We start from the raw sequence: 15,767 nt of genomic DNA, 5'->3' as shown, positions 1-15,767 counted from the left end.
AAAATCATGCAGAAATCGAAATTATGGACAAAAGATTTTTTAGCGGTCTCATTGACCAGCTTTTTTGTTTTTGTCATTTTTTATATGTTAACTGTCACATTGCCGCTGTTTGCAACAGATGAACTTCATGCAAGTAAACAAAGCCTAGGGTTAATTGTGACAATTTTTTTAGTGTCCGGTATTGTGTTCAGACCGCTAGCCGGTAAGTGGATGACAACATTAGGACAAAAGAAAGTGCTATTGATAGGTGTCTTTATCTTTTTAATTGGTTCTATTTTATATATGAATATTCACTCATTATCTGCGCTGCTGCTGCTGCGTGTGCTTCATGGTATTGGTTTTGGAATGAGCACAACTGCTACAGGAGCAATCGTTGCAAATGTAATCCCAGAACAGAGAAAAGGCGAAGGGATGGGGTACTATGCGACGTTCATGAACTTAGCGATGGTAGTAGGTCCGTTTGTAGGCTTAACGTTAACAAATACTTTGAGTCATACAGCGGTTTTTACCGTTGCGGTTGTATCTTCTGTTTTAGCAGTATTATGCAGTCTAGTACTTCGTGTACCTGAGGTGCAAGCTTCTTCTGCAACAAATGAAATACAGCCAGCTAAAGGTCTTGCGGCGTTTTTTGAATACCGTTCGCTGCCTATTTCTGTTGCTGGCCTTGTGGTAGCTTTTTCATATGCAAGTGTTATTTCGTTTGTGTCTATTTATGCAAAAGAAATGGGCTTTACGCAAGCTTCAAGCTTTTTCTTTGTTGTATACGCGGTGTGCTTATTAGCTTCTAGACCTTTTACTGGAAAATGGTTTGATCAATACGGAGAAAACAGCGTGGTATATCCGTCCATTTTATCTTTAGCCATCGGTATCTTTTTACTTAGCCAAGCGACGACAAGCTGGTTGTTTTTATTAGCTGGAGCATTGATTGGATTAGGCTTTGGAACGATTACATCAAGTTTTCAATCCATTGCTGTAAAAAAAGCTTCTCCTCATCGCCGAGGTGTCGCCACAGCTACGTTTTTTGTGTTTTTTGACTCTGGAATGGGTTTAGGGTCCTTTTTATTAGGCATTTTATCCACAACAGCCGGGTATAAAGGAATGTATGTATTCTGTTCTGTTGTTGCTCTTTTAGCTATAGCAGTATACCTTGTATTGCACGGCCGAAAAAGCCAGAAACAGCGCATTATTTCTCAAAATGAATCATTAGGAAAATAACATAAATAAAAAAAGGCGTGCTCAAGGGGAGCATGCCTTTTTTATTTATAGAGCTCTAAAGAAAACGGCTGTGAGCATATCGATATAGAAGCCCTTCTGATTTCTTTAGAGATTTCTTTTATTCCACTTCTTCTTTTGTAATCCACTCACTGGACCATGTCTGAATTTCCTGAATTACCGGCGCTAGTGCTAATCCTTTGTTGGATAATGAATACTCGATTCGAACTGGAGTTTCCGGAATAACCGTACGAATGACGATTCCTTCATGCTCTAGTTCTTTTAAGCGCTCGGATAAGAGCCTTCCGCTTACTGGAAGTGCTTCTTGCATTTGAGAAAACCGCTGTGATCCGGAAAGCAGCTGAAAAATGATCAAACTCGTCCAACGTTTCGTTAGTATAGTAACAGCCTTTTCAAAACGCGGGCAGAGTGCTAAACCGTCCATGTTATTACCTCCATTCTCTTCCTATATTATAAAACAAAGTCAGCATTTTATCTAGTGTTGTGTAATTTAATTACTTAAAGAATATAAATTACTTTACGTTTTTACGTTTTGATTATATAATTTATATAATTAAGGAAGTTAATTACTAAAAGTAACAAATAGAGCATAAAAGCTTTACAAGATAAATTTATCGTCATATAATACTTTAAGCAAGTAAAGTTACTTACTTTTAGTAAGCTGATACATCAATTAAAAAAGATAAATGTAGTGAAGTGCTAGAAAAAATAGTTGTTCATGTGAGAGATTGAGCAAAATGTGAAAATAGTAGATAAGTGAAAGACACATCAGAGGAGGAAATGACTGTGATTAACGAAAAAGTTGTTTCAATTTTAAAAGATAAAATTAACGTAGTAAAAAATGATGATCATTTTATTTATATAGTAGGACCTATCACGCTTCCTGTGAATCTAGATGGTGAGACACAAGTATTTAGTTGGTATTCATGGCTGCGTTCTGATAATGTAAAAGAAGGATCTTTAAGTACGGAAGAGCTTATTGAAAAAATGCAAGGAGCTAATTTAGCTGACATGCAGCAATCGAGTGTTCTTGTGTACGGAGATTTTCAAGAATCGCATGAGGCACTCATTCGTATGCACAGTATCTGCCATACGGGAGATATATTCGGAAGCAAACGCTGCGACTGCGGTTTTCAATTAAAACAATCGATGAAAATGATCGTCGAAAATGGAAGCGGAGCGCTATTTTATTTAGCAAATCATGAAGGACGCGGTATTGGCCTATTCAGCAAAGCAATGGCATACGTTCTTCAAGAAAACGGATTTGATACGGTAGAAGCGAATGAAGGGTTAGGATTTGAAGATGATACTCGCAGCTATAGTGATGCCATCAGCGTGTTAAAAGTGCTGCGCCAAAAACCGGTTACGCTGATTACCAATAATCCGAAAAAGCTAATCGCGCTTGAGAAAAACGGCGCACTTTTATCAGGGCGCGTTCCACTTTGGGGAGATGTATCTCAGTTTAATGAAAAGTATTTAGATACTAAAGTTAAACGTTCAGGACACTTAAAAGAGGAGGTTCTTCTTTGATCAATCACGAATTTTATATGAATATAGCTTTACAAAACGCAAAAGCAACAAAAGGACAAACAGAGCCAAATCCGCTTGTAGGATCGGTCATTGTAAACGATAATCGAATCGTTGGAATTGGGACGCATTTAAAAGCTGGCGAACCGCACGCTGAAATTCACGCGCTGCGAATGGCTGGCGAACAAGCAAAAGGGGCAACTGCTTACGTAACGCTAGAGCCTTGTTCACACCACGGACGTACAGGCCCTTGTGCTGAAGCGCTAGTTGAAGCCGGTGTAAAAAAAGTGATCATAGCAACTTTAGACCCCAATCCTTTAGTAGCAGGTAATGGAGTTAAAATTTTAGAAAACGCAGGCATTGAGGTCATAACAGGTGTATGTGAAGAAGAGTCACGTCAAATGAATGAGGTCTTCAATAAGTATATTGTAACGAAGAAGCCGTTTGTTTCATTAAAGTCAGCGATTACGTTAGACGGTAAAATAGCAACTGCTTCTTCTCACAGCAAGTGGATTACGTCTGAGGAAGCTCGTTTGGATGTACATCAGCTGCGTCATGAAACAGCGGGTATCTTAGTAGGGGTGAATACGGTCATTAAGGACAACCCAGAGCTGACAACTCGCATTGAAGGCGGCCGCAGTCCAATTCGTATTGTGATGGATTCAAAGCTGCGCATGCCGCTTGAATCTAAGCTAGCAACGGATTCTTTAGCTCCAACGTGGGTATTTGCAAGTCAGGGCTATTCAAAAGAAAAAAAAGAACAGCTCGAAAAGCAAGGCGTCGAAGTATTTGTTACAAGCGGTGAGGATAAAGTAAATCTTGAAGACATGCTTTCTATACTAGGTGAGAAATTTGTGTCGTCTCTTTTAATTGAAGGAGGGGGCGAAGTGAATGCCGCATTCGTGGAAAATCGTTTAATTGATAAATTGGTGCTGTATATGGCTCCAAAGCTTTCAGGAGGAAAAGAAGCTCCTACTTTCCTAGAAGGAAAAGGCGTAGAGAAAATGTGGGACGCAGTGGACGTGGAGCGTCTTTCTGTGACGTCAATCGGCAAAGACTTTAAATTTGTTGGATATCCTGTTTATAAATAAAAATGTGAATGAGAATGGAACAAAAATATGTTAGTTGAAGGAAGATCCGAACGATTTATCGTTCGGATTTTTTGCTGTTATGGTGAACAGAGGTTTCATGGATGCAGATGCTTTTAGCGGTTGATTGGAGGGCGAAGCGAAGTCTTGCACGAAAATCAACGGCGGTGTGACAAGTAGTCCAGATTATTTATCCTATTTGTTCGTCTTTAGATTGGATTGATGTAGTTATGTCTCAATCACGTTTTTTTTATGGGATTTTTTAGAGAAGAGGAATCATACACTATTTTACTCTTATAGATTAATTTGCTATTATAGGGAATGGTCAATTTCGAAACATCGTATAAATTTTTAACGTGTTTACAGTTGACTATCTAAATAAAAGCACTATATGTTTATAGAGAGAATATATTATGTGAAAGTAAGGGTGAGAAAAGAGATGAGAGAGTATAGAATTGGGAGTGTTATGAGAGACCTTCGCAAAATGGCAGGGTTGACACAACAAGAATTATCAAGAGACATTTGTACACAAGCGCAAATCAGCAAAATTGAAAACGGTGAAGAATATCCATCAAGCATTACCCTCTATAAAATTTCTAAGCGCCTTGGCGTAGATGTTAACTACTTTTTTGATAGTGTAGAATCACCTCGACTTGATTACGTAGATGCGGTTCAATCGTTAATTCGTCAATATATTCGTCAGAGAGATTATGATGCTATTCATAATATCATTGTAAAAGAAAAAGAAAGTCCTCTGTTTCAAAACCCGCTGAACAAGCAATTTTTAATGTGGCACGAAGGGATTTGCGTGTATTACATTCATCACAACAAAGAAGATGCGCTGTCTAAAATGTACCAAGCGATCGAGCTTACTAAGCAATCGGCAACGTTTTATAAAGAAAGAGAAATTGAAATTTTAAATAGCATTGGGATTATTCTTTATGAAGAGAAAGAGTATGAACAGGCTCTAGATACATATCAAACAGCACTCAAAAGCTTAAATGAGCTGCCCCAAACAAAAGACGAAAATATAAAAATTAGAATTTTAAATGCACTTGCCAAAACGCTTGGAGATATGAGTAACTATGATGAATCATTAATATATAGCAATCGAGGAATCGATTTGTGCATTAGTAACGAATCAATGTATTTATTTGGAGAACTTCATTACCAAGCAGGAGAGAGCTTAATTAAATTAGGTAAAATTGAACAAGGTAAAGAATATATGGAAAAGTCTATGACCATTTTCACCCTGCAACGAAATGAGCGATTCGTCAAGCTAGTAGAAAAAGAACTTGAAGCTCTATTTGTTTAAAATATTCCTATCATTATAATTTTTGAGAAATTTCTATCAAAATGGAGAAAATCCATGGTTTTAAGGCGATAAATGCTGATAGAAAGGAATTCATCTACTTTTATCCTGTGATACACTAGAGTCAAATCAAAGAAAGAGGAGGAAATAATTATGAAAAAAGTATTAGTCGGTATGGCATTAGCATTTACATTAGTAGCAGGTGTTGCTTCAGTTGGAACAAGCGTAGCAACAGGAGATTTTTCAACATTAGGTCTTCCTAGCCAACATTAATAAGAAAAAGCCGTGCTAAGAAGCACGGCTTTTTCTTATTGTGTTTTACTTGACTGATCTTTGTTGCGTTTGTTTCCTTTTGAATTATCCCCGCTTGAAATTTCTTCACCCATTTCAACAAGATGGTGCTGCGTTTTTGGGTTACTTTGATTAGCGCTTCCTTTGTTATTCTTTTTAGTCATCTTCATTCTCCTTTAAAACGATGGCAATGCATCGAGATTATTTGTTTTGTCATGGTCAGGAATGCTGCGAATATACGTACCGCCGTCTTTCCCTACAAAGGTACTCACATGCTCAACGTCCCCGGCTTCTACTTTCTTTAACGCTTCTTCATAGGTTAAAACGTCTCCTGAAGCCGTTTGGAATTCTAAGAGGTCGCCGTCTGCATTTTTACGTACTGCAACGAAACGTTCTTTCATACAAATAAACACCTTCCTTTACATCTATATGGTTGCTGAAATAGTCGTTTTTATTCATTATAAAAAGTGATAAGGTAAAGAAAAGAGTGCAAAGGGGATAAAAAATGACAACATTTAATTGGCATGATCAAGCTCAAGACGAATGGAATCAAAAAGTCTCATTTTGGAATAGCCGAAGTGAAGAGATGTGGAAAAACGGAAGTCGGAAAACAGTGATTCCATTTATTCAAAAACATCTTAAATCAGGTGGTATAGTGGCAGACGTGGGCTGCGGTGATGGGTTTGGAACGTCTCTTCTAGCTGCTTCTGGATATAAAGCAGTCGGTCTTGATTTATCGGAAGAAATGATTCAAAAAGCATCCCAGCTGCATAAAAGTGAAAATTTGTCGTTCGCTCAAGCTGATATTATGCAGCTTCCGCTGTCTTCTGAATCAGTAGAAGGGGTTATGGTAATCAACGCCCTAGAATGGACGGAGCACCCGCGATTAGCTTTGAAGGAATTGCACCGAGTTGTAAAAACAGGAGGATATGCATGTGTAGGTATTCTTGGACCAACTGCTCAGCCTCGTACCAATAGTTTTCAAAGACTATATGGTGAAGACGTTATTTGCAATACGATGATGCCGTGGGAGTTTGAACAGCTTGCAAAAGAAAATGGATGGGAAGTAATCGATGGCGAAGGTGTATATAAGCGAAATGTTCCAGATAAGCTGATTGGACAGCTCCCAAATGAATTAAAGCAAGCCTTAACGTTTCTATGGCTATTTATGCTTAAGAAACAATAAAATCAGCACACCTCTCCTTATATGTAGCTGTACAAAGGGTACACTACAAACTGGAGGTGAGTGACATGAGTAAAATTAAAAAAGACCGCTCAAAATCAGAGCTGGGTTCACCAAATGTAGAAGGACAAGGGACGACCACTTCTGAACAAGGTGTTCAAAGCAGTTCAGCTAACAAAAAGCAGAAGCGTTCATAACAAAAATAAAACGAACTTGCAGGGAGAACAACGAGCTCTCTGCAAGTTCGTTTTATTTTTGGTGTCAGCTTTATAAATAAGAAGGTGTTGTGTGCAAGAATATAGATAGCTTATAATAAAATTTGAGCCAATAATTGTAATTTTCTACAAGCTTGGTTTACAGTCGATGTAAAGTGGAGGTGTAATAAATGGTAAATAAAAGATGTTTACCGGATACTGCAGCGTCTCATGCAAAGCCTGATATTAGAAAGGCGATACTTTGCATGGGGTGGACGGTTTAGTAATAGAACATCGCCTAACCGCGCATATCTCATTTCTAATATATACGGCTTTGCCCCTTATTGTATAAGCAAAACCACATAAGGAGCTGGCAGAAATGACGTATGTAAAAGCAACAAATATTTTACCTGAAGAGCTGATTAGTGAAATTCAAAAATACATTCAAGGAGAAACCATTTATATTCCAAAGCCGCAGAAGGCAAAAAGAAAATGGGGAACTTGCTCTGGTGGAAGAAAGTTGATTGACGAGCGAAACGAACGGATTAGGAATTTGTTTGAAAAAGGAACTTCAATTGAGGAACTAGCCCGTGAATACTTTTTATCAACCGAAACCATCAAAAAAATTGTATATAAAAAGCAACGGTAGAAATCAAGCGCTGGCAACTGAATGCCCGCGCTTTTTTAGGTATAGTTTATTTCTGATTTATTTTTTACATTTCGTAAAAGGAATCCGTACTGTAAAGTAAAAAGTAGCTGATTAAATGAAGAAGGAGTGAAGAACGTGGAAGCGTTTATAAGAAATGATCAATATAATTTTATCAAAAGCCAAACGCAAATCCTTATCAATGGGCATAGAACAGTAAACAATTCCGATGTGCTGCAGGCTTTAAAAGCTCTTGCAAAAGAAAAAGTATTAAATGTGTTTGATGTGCTTAGCGAGGAACAAGAAGAAGTGCTGCTGTCAGTTGCTGAAGTTAGAAATAAAGAGCAAGCAGAGGTGTTTTTAGAAACGATAAAGCCTTACGTGATTCCATTTAAATCTTTTACGGAAGCTGGCGTGAAAAAGTTATTTCCAAAAGTGAAAAAGTTAAAAGTTCCGTCTGCTGACAGCATTGATCTAACGAGCATTTCCTATGTCAGCTGGATCGATAAAGGCTCAAACAGAAAGTTTATCGTAGCGCAGGATCCGGATACCCAGAAGTTAAAAGGTATTCAAGGAACGTTTAAACCTATCAATCAGAAGGGAATATGCACGCTTTGCCACAGCTACGAGGAAGTCGGTATGTTCACTGCTGAAATCAAAGGAACTGTTCAAGGGACATTTACACAACGAGGAAATTATATTTGTCAAGATAGCGAAGCATGCAATCAAAATTTGCTTACCTTAGAGCGGCTTCATGATTTTATGTTAAGGCTTAGTAAATAACATGCGCCTAATAAGAAGAATACAAAAAGAGAAGGTTCAGCCTCTATACTTTTGGTGAGACTGAGCCTTCTTTGTCTATCTGTTTTTCTCGATTGGATTGTCACGATAGCTAATCCAATCGCTCCAGCTGCCGGCATATAATTTTACATTTGGAAAACCTGCTGATTTTAAAGCTAAAACGTTAGGGCAAGCAGATACACCCGATCCGCAGTATACAATGATTTCAGCGTGAGAATCAATAGCTGAAAACATTTCCTTCCACTCTTTATCTGTTTTCCATAAACCTTCTAAAGTTAACACATCTTGCCAGAAAGAATGAATGGCGCCTGGGATATGTCCTGCTACAGGATCAATGGGTTCCTCTAATCCGAGATATCTCTTTTTTTCACGAGAGTCGATAAGAACAACATTAGGGTTATGAAGATTCTCTTTTACATATTCAACTCCTGCAAGTCCCCAATCTTGTTGCACGAAAGGTACAAACGTTTGAGGAGAACCTTCTGGTACGTTCTTCGTTGTTTCATATCCCGATTGCTTCCAGTTATTAAAACCTCCATTTAAAATTTGTACGTCTTCAATTCCTATATATCGCAGTAGCCACCATGCTCTTGAAGCCATCATTCCGTTTTGTTCATCATAAACGACGACTTTTGAATCAGCATTAATTCCTAAATTGCCCAGCTTCTGAGCTAGCTTTTGAACGTCAGGCAGCGGGTGTCTTCCTCCGTGCAAAGTAGCCACAGAAGACAGATCTTTTTCTAAATCCAAATAATGAGCATCCGGGAGGTGCTCATTTTGATAAGCGCTTGCGCCTGCCTCAGAATTCCCAAGGGTAAATCGGCAGTCAAGCAACACAATGGAGTGTTGGGGTTGCTGTAATGCAGTATGTAAGTCAGCTGGTGAAATAATAGTATTCATAACATTCACATCCTTTTACCAAAATTCTAGTTGAAATAACTAAAAATGAAAAGCGTTATATATAAATTACGGCAAAGCCATTTTGTTTTCCTTCAATTATTCCCCATAGAATAATTGACCATTTTAACGCTTATCTGATGCAGAGCGAAATGCTCCTGTGCTACAGTTATAATAAGAGTTACATAGTGTAAGTCAAATGCTCAGCGTAATGTCATACCTACTATTGATGAGAAGGAGAGAGAAAGATGCAAACAAATGAAAAAAAAGAATTTAAACTGATCGCACTAGATATGGATGGAACGCTACTGAACAATCAGCAAGAAATTTCTACAGAAAATCGTCAGGCCATTGCTAAAGCCCAAGAACAAGGTGTTCATGTGGTGCTCAGCACGGGGCGATCTCTTTTAACATGCCGTGAATATGCGCAGTCTCTACAGCTATCTTCTTACCTTATTACAGTGAACGGAAGTGAAATTTGGGATGAATCTGGAGAGCTTGTAGAACGAAAGTTAATTGATGCTTCTTCTATCGAGAAGATGTGGAATTTAACGCAAGAGCATAAGCTTAACTTTTGGGCTGTGACTACGGATAAAGTGTGGAGAGACGAATTTCCAGAAGATATTTCCTCACAGGAATGGCTGAAGTTTGGCTACGATATTCCAGATGATGCTTTACGAGAAGAAGTGCTGAAACAAATAGCAGGCATTTCAGATTTTGAAATTAGCAACTCTAGTTTAACGAATCTAGAAATTAATGCACTTGGTATCAATAAAGCAAAAGGGATTATGACCGTATGTGAACGTTTGGGCATTTCAATGGATGAAGTCATTGCTATGGGAGACAGCTTAAACGATATGGCTATGATTGAAGCGGCAGGATGTGGAATTGCCATGGGAAATGCTCAGGAAGCTGTAAAAGAAGCAGCGGACTGGGTGACAGATACAAATGTCAATAACGGAGTAGCGAAGGCTATCAGCCACTGGGTGCTGAAATAACAGCAGCTCTACATGTTGCACCACTTAACTGCTTCCCGCATAAACTGATACTGGATGCCTCCCTTAGAGTTCGTCTTATACGTATATATAAGGAGAAGCCATCTAGTTAAGGAGTGGGGAGTATGAGTGATTTATCATTAGACAAGCTGTTACAAAAAGCAGAAAATAAGTTGCAAGATGTACATGAAATAGTGCAAGAAAAAGCGTACGATCTCATTGGGCAAGCATATAAAGAAAGCATATTTGTTAGTATCACTGAAGGATTTAGATCGATAGAGCATCAGCACAGACTATATTCACAAGGCCGAACAACACCAGGAAGTATTGTGACTAATGCCAAAGGCGGCTATTCTTATCATAACTATGGACTAGCTTTTGACATTGCGCTGCTTGATAACGACGGAAAAGTTGACTGGACCATTGATCGAAGATGGAACAAAGCGGGAGAGATAGGAAAAAGGATTGGGTTGGAATGGGGAGGAGATTGGACAAGCTTAAAAGATTACCCTCATTTTCAATATACATTCGGTTTATCTTTGTCGGAGCTTCGAAGTGGAAAAGTACCTAAAACACAGACGCCAAAGGCTTCAAGCATGTTAATTAAATACGGAGATCGAGGAAATCACGTACAGTTAATTCAGCGTATGCTTATTCACTTAGGTTATTCTCTTTTTGGAGGCGCAGACGGTATATTCGGGTCTTCCACTTTCAAAGCGGTAAAAGATTTTCAACAAGCACTTTATCTGCAGGTAGATGGAATAGTTGGACCGAAGACACTCGAAAGACTCTACAATAATTTTAATAAAACTATGTTCTAAATAACCACAAAAAACCGATAACGAGAAAAGGAAGAAAAGAGATGGATGGAAATCGTCTCCTTTCTTCCTTTTCTGTAGTTATAGTAGAAAAACTGAAATTTATAAAGAAATAAAAAAGATTTTCTAAGCGTAAGAAACGTTCACGTGATCTAACTGGATAACATTGCTCAACAACACGATATCTTTATATATTTCACTTTTTACAGAGGCGTTTGAACAGTTTTGATAGTCTTTCAACAAGCGGCCAAGTTCTTTAATAAATAACAACGTCTCTTGTTCATTAATCATAGTCAAAACTCCTTGTTTAGAAATGAATCCAGGTCATTATATAGGAATTCTATCATATCTATACGCACCTGTTGACAAAAAAAGTTCGTCAATTTTTTTGTGTGAAGAAGAAATTTAGGGATATGTGGAATACGTTCAACTCTCTCATTTTATCTATATGCAGCTTGTCTAAAAATATGAGAGTAGTTATAGTAATATTTACTCCTAATCATGCAACTTAAAACCTATTTTAGAGGTTATCCGTAAATTCCCTCTATTGTAGAGCGATGGAACAAAAAAAGAATGCCTCTTTTTGTATCTTTAGTATGATAACGTTTTGAAGAAATAAGACATATTTTTGAGTTTTAAGATGGATTTGGATTAGATCTTTTGACACGCTCTTTTTGTAGGAGAGGCATATTCACTTTCTATCAAGGGAAATCGTAAAGCGCCAAAGAGTTTCTAAATCAGAAACTCTTTGGCGCTTAATTTTTTGGATAGGGGATGTGCAAAAGTTCTGGGACGGTCACAAAATGATATCCTTCTTGCTTAAGTCTAGGAATGATGGTATCCAGTGACTTTGCGGTGTTGGAAAGGTCCATGGTCCAATGGCCGCCGTCGTGCATCAAAACAATTGTTCCGGCGTGCATGTTCTTAAATACATTATTGGTAATTTCCGTTTCCGGGATTTGCTTCCAGTCCAATGAGTCAGAAGACCAGTTAATCGCATAGACATTTTCATTTGGCAGCTCGTTGATCATTTCTTGTGTTAAATTTCCATACGGAGGACGAAACAGCTGCGTTTCAAAACCGGTAATGTTTTTAATAATAGCCTGAGTTTTGGCAATTTCCCAGTGAAACTTTTCAGTAGATTCTTTTAGTAAATTGGGGTGCCAATAGGTATGAATCCCAACGGCATGACCTTCAGCTACCATTCTTTTCACCAGCTCAGGATGTTCGTGAGCTTTTGCCCCGATAAGAAAAAAGGTTGCTTTAATACCATGCTTTTTCAACTGATCCAATACATGTGGAGTAAAGCGAGGATCCGGTCCATCATCAAATGTTAGGGCGGTTTGCTTTAGTTGGTTATTACCTTGATAAAGCAAACGGTCACGCACTTCTACATTTTTTACTTGTTCCGCTTTACATAGTGCAGCAAGGGCTCCATTAAATAAGAAGCACAGTGTGAAAAGCAGTATGCTAATTCTTCGTATCATGTACATGCACGCTCCTTTCTAGGGCAAAGTATAACGTTATGATACCCGATTAAAAATTTTGTATGAAGCTGAATTTCCCTTTTGTGTCAAAACGTATGATATGCATGAAACAGCGCACTATAATAAACAGTTACTATTAGGTGAAGAAAGGAAAAAGCAGATGAAAAAAATAATGATTGCCGTAGCATTGATTTTTTCGCTAAGTTTATCTCCCTTAGCTGAATATATTTCCTATCACGATGACTATAACGTAAGTGCAAGGTCGTACCGGTCAGGGAAGCGGTCGTTTAATAGACAGCCAAGTGTTAGGCAAAATGAGCCGAGGTCTAATTTTTCAAACCGCAGAAATGGAACTGTAAATCGAGGGGTTACCCGTTCAAAACGAGGAGGGTTCGCTCGTGGACTGCTTTATGGCGGTCTGGCAGGGATGTTATTTGGCGGTTTGCTTGGTCATATGGGTGCACTGGGCGGGATTTTTGGGTTGTTAATTAACATTTTAGCTATTGTGCTTATAATTAATTTAATTCTGCGTTTATTCCGCCCTTCTCGTCGCGACAATAATTGGAGGTAGACCGTAATTGCTGTCATAAACTAATAAGAAAGCTCCATATAAATAAGAAAACGCTTTCTATAGTTAATCGAAAGGATGAAACGTATGTCAGCAAACAGACAGCGCAGCAAATACCTGGCGTTTTGCACAGAATGCGGTCTCCCAAACAGGTTAACATTGTTTCTTCTAAGACAGTACGTTGCGACAGACGAATATAGCGGATTTTACTGTGGGAATTGCGGAATTCGAAACGAATTTCCAGATTCGGTGATTGAATATATTAAAGAACTTTAAAAAAACTGAGACAAAAAAATCCGAACGCGTTTGATTCTTGATGGAGAATCAAACGCGTTCGGATTTTTTCATTGGTAGGGTGAAGACTTCTGGGGGAAAAGCGGAAGAGGTGAGACCCTGCAGGAGCAGCAGCGGCGAGGAGGCTCATCGGCCGCCCGCGGAAAGCAACGTCTTGTACGGAAATCAACAGTGGTGAAACAAGCGATCCATACTAGACCATTTATCTCGTTTGTTTGTCTGTAGATCGATTTTGTTATGTCTAAATCCCTTTATTTATTTGATAAAACTATGTTCTAAATGCAAATTAAAAAGAAAAACATAGCTGTGCACAAAGATAACTAAATACTTTTTTTCTTAAGGATAATCAATAAATTCCTCCCTTCAGGCTTGCTGATTAAGGGCAGTGTAAAACGATTTGTAAGAAGAGTAGGTATAATGAATAATTGTAAGACCTAACTAACATTTTTGATTGCAGAAAATCGATTGAACCATACTTTAGAAGGAAGCATATACTACATTAAAATTTTAGAAAACGGAGGAATTGACTAATGCCTGTTTCCGTCATTTTCAACCAAATAAATGTGGTAAGTATGGTTTCCAATTCAGTAATTGCTTCGGGTCAAAATAGCCAGCCAGATTGGAATTCCCAAGGTAAATTTAACTTAGGAAACGGATTTTCTGTAAATTCAGCTATACTGGGCAGTACGAATATCATTAATGATCAAGATGTTTGTGACATTCCAATTACCCAGCCGGAAAATATTAATCCTCAGCCAGTTTCTCAATTCTAGGGAAAAAGAAGATGAAAGAAGTTGAAAAAGTTGATTATAAAATTTACTAATCTTAATGTTACGTATATTTCTACTAATTCTGGTATTTTCACAGGGGAAAATACTCAATCAGATTGGCAAGTAAATTGGAAAAGTAATACAGGTTTTGGTGAAATAATCGGCTATAATAACTTTGCCTCTCAAATTGTAAATATCATTAACGATAATGACGTCGTTGATTCCTATTTTTCTGAAAATATAGATGTCAACAACGCCCCTGTTACACAAAGTTAAATGAGGAAAAACGGGTTCTGCAAATACCCGGTTAAGCACTCTATTAATTATTCTGTCAGAGTGGCGAGAATAGATTAGTAATAGAGTTAAACCATCTTTTATACAGATGGTTTTTTGCTAGCTTATTTTAGGATGTAATCGCAGCTATTAACATAGACTAAAAGGTAATGACAGGAATACTTTTATCGTAAATGGAGTAAGTATCATAGAAAAGACGTAAAAGCTCAAATGATTAAAGAGACGTTCAATTTGAGGTAAACAGATAAGAGTTTAGACATAAGATAATGTATTTTCAGTTTTATATTGAATGTGATGAAGCAAACTTCTGTCTGTGAGGTGTTGTCTATGGCTAATATTCACTATCATTCGATTAAAGTAAATAAAATTCAAAATAGTTCAGGCCTATTTTACGGCGTTAATATTCAATATAAGTGGAATCATAAAAGTCGAATTTCTAATGGTTTCGGAAAAGTAGTTGGTGATTCTAATAAAATTTTAAATAATACCACCATTGCAAAAATCCCTAAAAAGAATGATGAATAAAAACGTAGAGTCAATCCTCCTTTCTGACCTGTTCAAAAGAATCATTTATATCATCTTCACCAAGAACAAGATGTGTGTTATAGGATAGCTGATTATCATCTCCCAAAATTGTTCCAAAACCTGAATTACTGCTGCTGATCGTAGTTTCCCAATTTTGTTGCACATTCTTCCCTATAAAAACTCCTGCGTTGTTTTTAACCGCATTTACGGTGAGATCATCAAAAACGATCTGAGGAGAACGAAGATGTATTTTCATAATTCCTCCCGATACATATGAGACATTAATAGAAGTCATCTAATACACTATTATATGTTGTAGATGGGCTAAAAGTGTTAAATCAAATAAGGGGTCAAACTCTATGGATGAAAAGGTGCTGAATATACTCCAAAACATTGAAAAAAGGCTTACAGATTTAGAAAAAAACATGAATGAACTTTCAAAAAAAACGGTCCATTCTTTTCATTTAGATATAAAGAACGTTCAAACACTAAACTTGGACGAACTGTCTTATTATTTAGAGCACATTGATGTAAAAGAACTTAGTGGAACGTTGAATATTGGTAATACTTTTCCTTCGCAAACGAATCAATATCAAGCGCCAGGAAAGAAAGGTAAAAAAATAACAAATGACTCTGATGTCAATCGAAAATCGGATAGTCAGAATAATAAAGCAAAAAATAAAGAAAAGGGTCCTTCTGAAATATCAGTTAAAATTAATGAAAGAAGTGTCCCTTATACACTAACCCATATGGAAGAAATGAGGGAACCTGATCAAGCTCTAGAATCAACTTTTAGCATAGGTGACATCCACATTGGCACAATTGAAGATGCTTCAGCTGTGAA

Annotated in this window: 23 protein-coding genes; 16 read left to right on the top strand and 7 right to left on the bottom strand. The window is 37.6% G+C overall.

The window, feature by feature from the left end; genetic code table 11:
* The first annotated feature begins 6 nt into the window (after positions 1 to 6).
* Positions 7 to 1,215 carry an MFS transporter gene (locus AC3WJG_RS19705; protein ID WP_102813123.1) on the top strand — a complete coding sequence of 403 codons (1,209 nt, stop codon included), beginning with the start codon at positions 7 to 9 and terminating at the stop codon, positions 1,213 to 1,215.
* A 118-nt stretch (positions 1,216 to 1,333) separates the two neighbouring features.
* Here AC3WJG_RS19705 and AC3WJG_RS19700 read toward each other — a convergent pair whose 3' ends face one another.
* Positions 1,334 to 1,657 carry a winged helix-turn-helix transcriptional regulator gene (locus AC3WJG_RS19700; protein WP_028408823.1) on the bottom strand — a complete coding sequence of 108 codons (324 nt, stop codon included), beginning with the start codon at positions 1,655 to 1,657 and terminating at the stop codon, positions 1,334 to 1,336.
* 356 nt (positions 1,658 to 2,013) lie between these two features.
* Here AC3WJG_RS19700 and AC3WJG_RS19695 point away from each other — a divergent pair, with 356 nt between their 5' ends.
* From AC3WJG_RS19695 to AC3WJG_RS19685, 3 genes are all read left to right on the top strand, one after another.
* Positions 2,014 to 2,763: a GTP cyclohydrolase II gene (locus tag AC3WJG_RS19695; protein WP_028408822.1), complete on the top strand. Its 750-nt coding sequence runs from the start codon at positions 2,014 to 2,016 to the stop codon at positions 2,761 to 2,763.
* Positions 2,760 to 3,851, top strand: a complete 1,092-nt coding sequence (ribD, locus tag AC3WJG_RS19690; RefSeq protein WP_060747433.1) for a bifunctional diaminohydroxyphosphoribosylaminopyrimidine deaminase/5-amino-6-(5-phosphoribosylamino)uracil reductase RibD — start codon at positions 2,760 to 2,762, stop codon at positions 3,849 to 3,851. Before AC3WJG_RS19695 ends, ribD begins: the two co-directional genes overlap by 4 nt.
* A gap of 436 nt (positions 3,852 to 4,287) precedes the next feature.
* The gene (locus tag AC3WJG_RS19685) at positions 4,288 to 5,163 is read left to right on the top strand and encodes a helix-turn-helix domain-containing protein (protein ID WP_014460489.1); all 876 of its coding nucleotides are present in this window, start codon (positions 4,288 to 4,290) and stop codon (positions 5,161 to 5,163) included.
* Between the two features lie 305 nt (positions 5,164 to 5,468).
* Here AC3WJG_RS19685 and AC3WJG_RS19680 read toward each other — a convergent pair whose 3' ends face one another.
* Both AC3WJG_RS19680 and AC3WJG_RS19675 read right to left on the bottom strand, forming a co-directional pair.
* Positions 5,469 to 5,615, bottom strand: coding sequence for a hypothetical protein (locus AC3WJG_RS19680; RefSeq protein WP_013056671.1), 147 nt, complete (start codon positions 5,613 to 5,615; stop codon positions 5,469 to 5,471).
* 12 nt (positions 5,616 to 5,627) lie between these two features.
* Positions 5,628 to 5,852 (bottom strand): DUF3892 domain-containing protein, encoded by a 225-nt coding sequence (locus tag AC3WJG_RS19675; protein ID WP_013056672.1) that lies wholly within the window; start codon positions 5,850 to 5,852, stop codon positions 5,628 to 5,630.
* Between the two features lie 104 nt (positions 5,853 to 5,956).
* On the opposite strand from AC3WJG_RS19675, the gene AC3WJG_RS19670 reads away from it, so the two are divergent.
* The 4 genes from AC3WJG_RS19670 (at position 5,957) to AC3WJG_RS19655 (ending at position 8,257) form a co-directional block, all read left to right on the top strand.
* On the top strand, positions 5,957 to 6,637 hold the full coding sequence (locus tag AC3WJG_RS19670; protein WP_028408820.1) for a class I SAM-dependent methyltransferase: 681 nt from the start codon (positions 5,957 to 5,959) through the stop codon (positions 6,635 to 6,637).
* A 65-nt stretch (positions 6,638 to 6,702) separates the two neighbouring features.
* Complete coding sequence (locus tag AC3WJG_RS19665) at positions 6,703 to 6,831, top strand: YuzL family protein (RefSeq protein ID WP_013056674.1); 129 nt, start codon at positions 6,703 to 6,705, stop codon at positions 6,829 to 6,831.
* A gap of 376 nt (positions 6,832 to 7,207) precedes the next feature.
* Complete coding sequence (locus tag AC3WJG_RS19660; protein ID WP_028408819.1) at positions 7,208 to 7,477, top strand: CD3324 family protein; 270 nt, start codon at positions 7,208 to 7,210, stop codon at positions 7,475 to 7,477.
* A 135-nt stretch (positions 7,478 to 7,612) separates the two neighbouring features.
* Complete coding sequence (locus AC3WJG_RS19655; RefSeq protein ID WP_337134059.1) at positions 7,613 to 8,257, top strand: FusB/FusC family EF-G-binding protein; 645 nt, start codon at positions 7,613 to 7,615, stop codon at positions 8,255 to 8,257.
* A gap of 75 nt (positions 8,258 to 8,332) precedes the next feature.
* Here AC3WJG_RS19655 and AC3WJG_RS19650 read toward each other — a convergent pair whose 3' ends face one another.
* Positions 8,333 to 9,175: a sulfurtransferase gene (locus tag AC3WJG_RS19650; protein WP_492588496.1), complete on the bottom strand. Its 843-nt coding sequence runs from the start codon at positions 9,173 to 9,175 to the stop codon at positions 8,333 to 8,335.
* A 245-nt stretch (positions 9,176 to 9,420) separates the two neighbouring features.
* On the opposite strand from AC3WJG_RS19650, the gene AC3WJG_RS19645 reads away from it, so the two are divergent.
* Together AC3WJG_RS19645 and AC3WJG_RS19640 are read left to right on the top strand one after the other, a co-directional pair.
* Positions 9,421 to 10,170 (top strand): Cof-type HAD-IIB family hydrolase, encoded by a 750-nt coding sequence (locus AC3WJG_RS19645; protein ID WP_102813125.1) that lies wholly within the window; start codon positions 9,421 to 9,423, stop codon positions 10,168 to 10,170.
* 122 nt (positions 10,171 to 10,292) lie between these two features.
* Positions 10,293 to 10,988 (top strand): peptidoglycan-binding protein, encoded by a 696-nt coding sequence (locus AC3WJG_RS19640; protein ID WP_098333311.1) that lies wholly within the window; start codon positions 10,293 to 10,295, stop codon positions 10,986 to 10,988.
* A 123-nt stretch (positions 10,989 to 11,111) separates the two neighbouring features.
* On the opposite strand, the gene AC3WJG_RS19635 is transcribed toward AC3WJG_RS19640, so the two are convergent.
* Together AC3WJG_RS19635 and AC3WJG_RS19630 are read right to left on the bottom strand one after the other, a co-directional pair.
* Positions 11,112 to 11,276, bottom strand: a complete 165-nt coding sequence (locus AC3WJG_RS19635; protein WP_013056680.1) for a hypothetical protein — start codon at positions 11,274 to 11,276, stop codon at positions 11,112 to 11,114.
* Positions 11,277 to 11,740: 464 nt separating this feature from the next.
* Positions 11,741 to 12,472, bottom strand: coding sequence for a polysaccharide deacetylase family protein (locus AC3WJG_RS19630; protein WP_098249908.1), 732 nt, complete (start codon positions 12,470 to 12,472; stop codon positions 11,741 to 11,743).
* A 160-nt stretch (positions 12,473 to 12,632) separates the two neighbouring features.
* Between AC3WJG_RS19630 and AC3WJG_RS19625 the strand changes: the two genes are divergently transcribed.
* From AC3WJG_RS19625 to AC3WJG_RS19605, 5 genes are all read left to right on the top strand, one after another.
* Positions 12,633 to 13,043, top strand: coding sequence for a hypothetical protein (locus AC3WJG_RS19625; protein ID WP_028408813.1), 411 nt, complete (start codon positions 12,633 to 12,635; stop codon positions 13,041 to 13,043).
* A gap of 84 nt (positions 13,044 to 13,127) precedes the next feature.
* Entirely contained in the window at positions 13,128 to 13,316 is a 189-nt protein-coding gene (locus AC3WJG_RS19620) for a hypothetical protein (protein ID WP_014460480.1), read from the top strand.
* 590 nt (positions 13,317 to 13,906) lie between these two features.
* A complete protein-coding gene (locus AC3WJG_RS19615) occupies positions 13,907 to 14,107 on the top strand; it encodes a hypothetical protein (protein ID WP_225049698.1) in 201 nt (66 codons plus the stop codon).
* A gap of 21 nt (positions 14,108 to 14,128) precedes the next feature.
* Positions 14,129 to 14,380: a hypothetical protein gene (locus AC3WJG_RS19610; protein ID WP_034275938.1), complete on the top strand. Its 252-nt coding sequence runs from the start codon at positions 14,129 to 14,131 to the stop codon at positions 14,378 to 14,380.
* Positions 14,381 to 14,725: 345 nt separating this feature from the next.
* Positions 14,726 to 14,923, top strand: coding sequence for a hypothetical protein (locus AC3WJG_RS19605; RefSeq protein WP_102813126.1), 198 nt, complete (start codon positions 14,726 to 14,728; stop codon positions 14,921 to 14,923).
* Between the two features lie 10 nt (positions 14,924 to 14,933).
* On the opposite strand, the gene AC3WJG_RS19600 is transcribed toward AC3WJG_RS19605, so the two are convergent.
* Positions 14,934 to 15,179 carry a hypothetical protein gene (locus AC3WJG_RS19600; protein WP_028408810.1) on the bottom strand — a complete coding sequence of 82 codons (246 nt, stop codon included), beginning with the start codon at positions 15,177 to 15,179 and terminating at the stop codon, positions 14,934 to 14,936.
* A 103-nt stretch (positions 15,180 to 15,282) separates the two neighbouring features.
* On the opposite strand from AC3WJG_RS19600, the gene AC3WJG_RS19595 reads away from it, so the two are divergent.
* A partial coding sequence (locus AC3WJG_RS19595) for a hypothetical protein (protein ID WP_492588494.1) occupies positions 15,283 to 15,767 on the top strand: 485 nt, incomplete at its 3' end.

It is taken from the genome of Priestia sp. FW507-14D1A (assembly GCF_058781295.1).
The sequence above is the reverse complement of the archived record's forward strand: the minus strand, read 5'-3'. Positions and strand labels throughout refer to the sequence as shown.

What these genes read in the sequence shown, in the direction of transcription:
- AC3WJG_RS19705 (WP_102813123.1), top strand. Translation starts at nt 7, where the DNA reads ATGCAGAAATCGAAATTATGGACAAAAGATTTTTTAGCGGTCTCATTG.
- AC3WJG_RS19700 (WP_028408823.1), bottom strand. Translation starts at nt 1,657, where the DNA reads ATGGACGGTTTAGCACTCTGCCCGCGTTTTGAAAAGGCTGTTACTATA.
- AC3WJG_RS19695 (WP_028408822.1), top strand. Translation starts at nt 2,014, where the DNA reads ATGACTGTGATTAACGAAAAAGTTGTTTCAATTTTAAAAGATAAAATT.
- AC3WJG_RS19685 (WP_014460489.1), top strand. Translation starts at nt 4,288, where the DNA reads ATGAGAGAGTATAGAATTGGGAGTGTTATGAGAGACCTTCGCAAAATG.
- AC3WJG_RS19680 (WP_013056671.1), bottom strand. Translation starts at nt 5,615, where the DNA reads ATGACTAAAAAGAATAACAAAGGAAGCGCTAATCAAAGTAACCCAAAA.
- AC3WJG_RS19675 (WP_013056672.1), bottom strand. Translation starts at nt 5,852, where the DNA reads ATGAAAGAACGTTTCGTTGCAGTACGTAAAAATGCAGACGGCGACCTC.
- AC3WJG_RS19670 (WP_028408820.1), top strand. Translation starts at nt 5,957, where the DNA reads ATGACAACATTTAATTGGCATGATCAAGCTCAAGACGAATGGAATCAA.
- AC3WJG_RS19665 (WP_013056674.1), top strand. Translation starts at nt 6,703, where the DNA reads ATGAGTAAAATTAAAAAAGACCGCTCAAAATCAGAGCTGGGTTCACCA.
- AC3WJG_RS19660 (WP_028408819.1), top strand. Translation starts at nt 7,208, where the DNA reads ATGACGTATGTAAAAGCAACAAATATTTTACCTGAAGAGCTGATTAGT.
- AC3WJG_RS19650 (WP_492588496.1), bottom strand. Translation starts at nt 9,175, where the DNA reads ATGAATACTATTATTTCACCAGCTGACTTACATACTGCATTACAGCAA.
- AC3WJG_RS19645 (WP_102813125.1), top strand. Translation starts at nt 9,421, where the DNA reads ATGCAAACAAATGAAAAAAAAGAATTTAAACTGATCGCACTAGATATG.
- AC3WJG_RS19640 (WP_098333311.1), top strand. Translation starts at nt 10,293, where the DNA reads ATGAGTGATTTATCATTAGACAAGCTGTTACAAAAAGCAGAAAATAAG.
- AC3WJG_RS19635 (WP_013056680.1), bottom strand. Translation starts at nt 11,276, where the DNA reads ATGATTAATGAACAAGAGACGTTGTTATTTATTAAAGAACTTGGCCGC.
- AC3WJG_RS19630 (WP_098249908.1), bottom strand. Translation starts at nt 12,472, where the DNA reads ATGATACGAAGAATTAGCATACTGCTTTTCACACTGTGCTTCTTATTT.
- AC3WJG_RS19625 (WP_028408813.1), top strand. Translation starts at nt 12,633, where the DNA reads ATGAAAAAAATAATGATTGCCGTAGCATTGATTTTTTCGCTAAGTTTA.
- AC3WJG_RS19620 (WP_014460480.1), top strand. Translation starts at nt 13,128, where the DNA reads ATGTCAGCAAACAGACAGCGCAGCAAATACCTGGCGTTTTGCACAGAA.
- AC3WJG_RS19615 (WP_225049698.1), top strand. Translation starts at nt 13,907, where the DNA reads ATGGTTTCCAATTCAGTAATTGCTTCGGGTCAAAATAGCCAGCCAGAT.
- AC3WJG_RS19605 (WP_102813126.1), top strand. Translation starts at nt 14,726, where the DNA reads ATGGCTAATATTCACTATCATTCGATTAAAGTAAATAAAATTCAAAAT.
- AC3WJG_RS19600 (WP_028408810.1), bottom strand. Translation starts at nt 15,179, where the DNA reads ATGAAAATACATCTTCGTTCTCCTCAGATCGTTTTTGATGATCTCACC.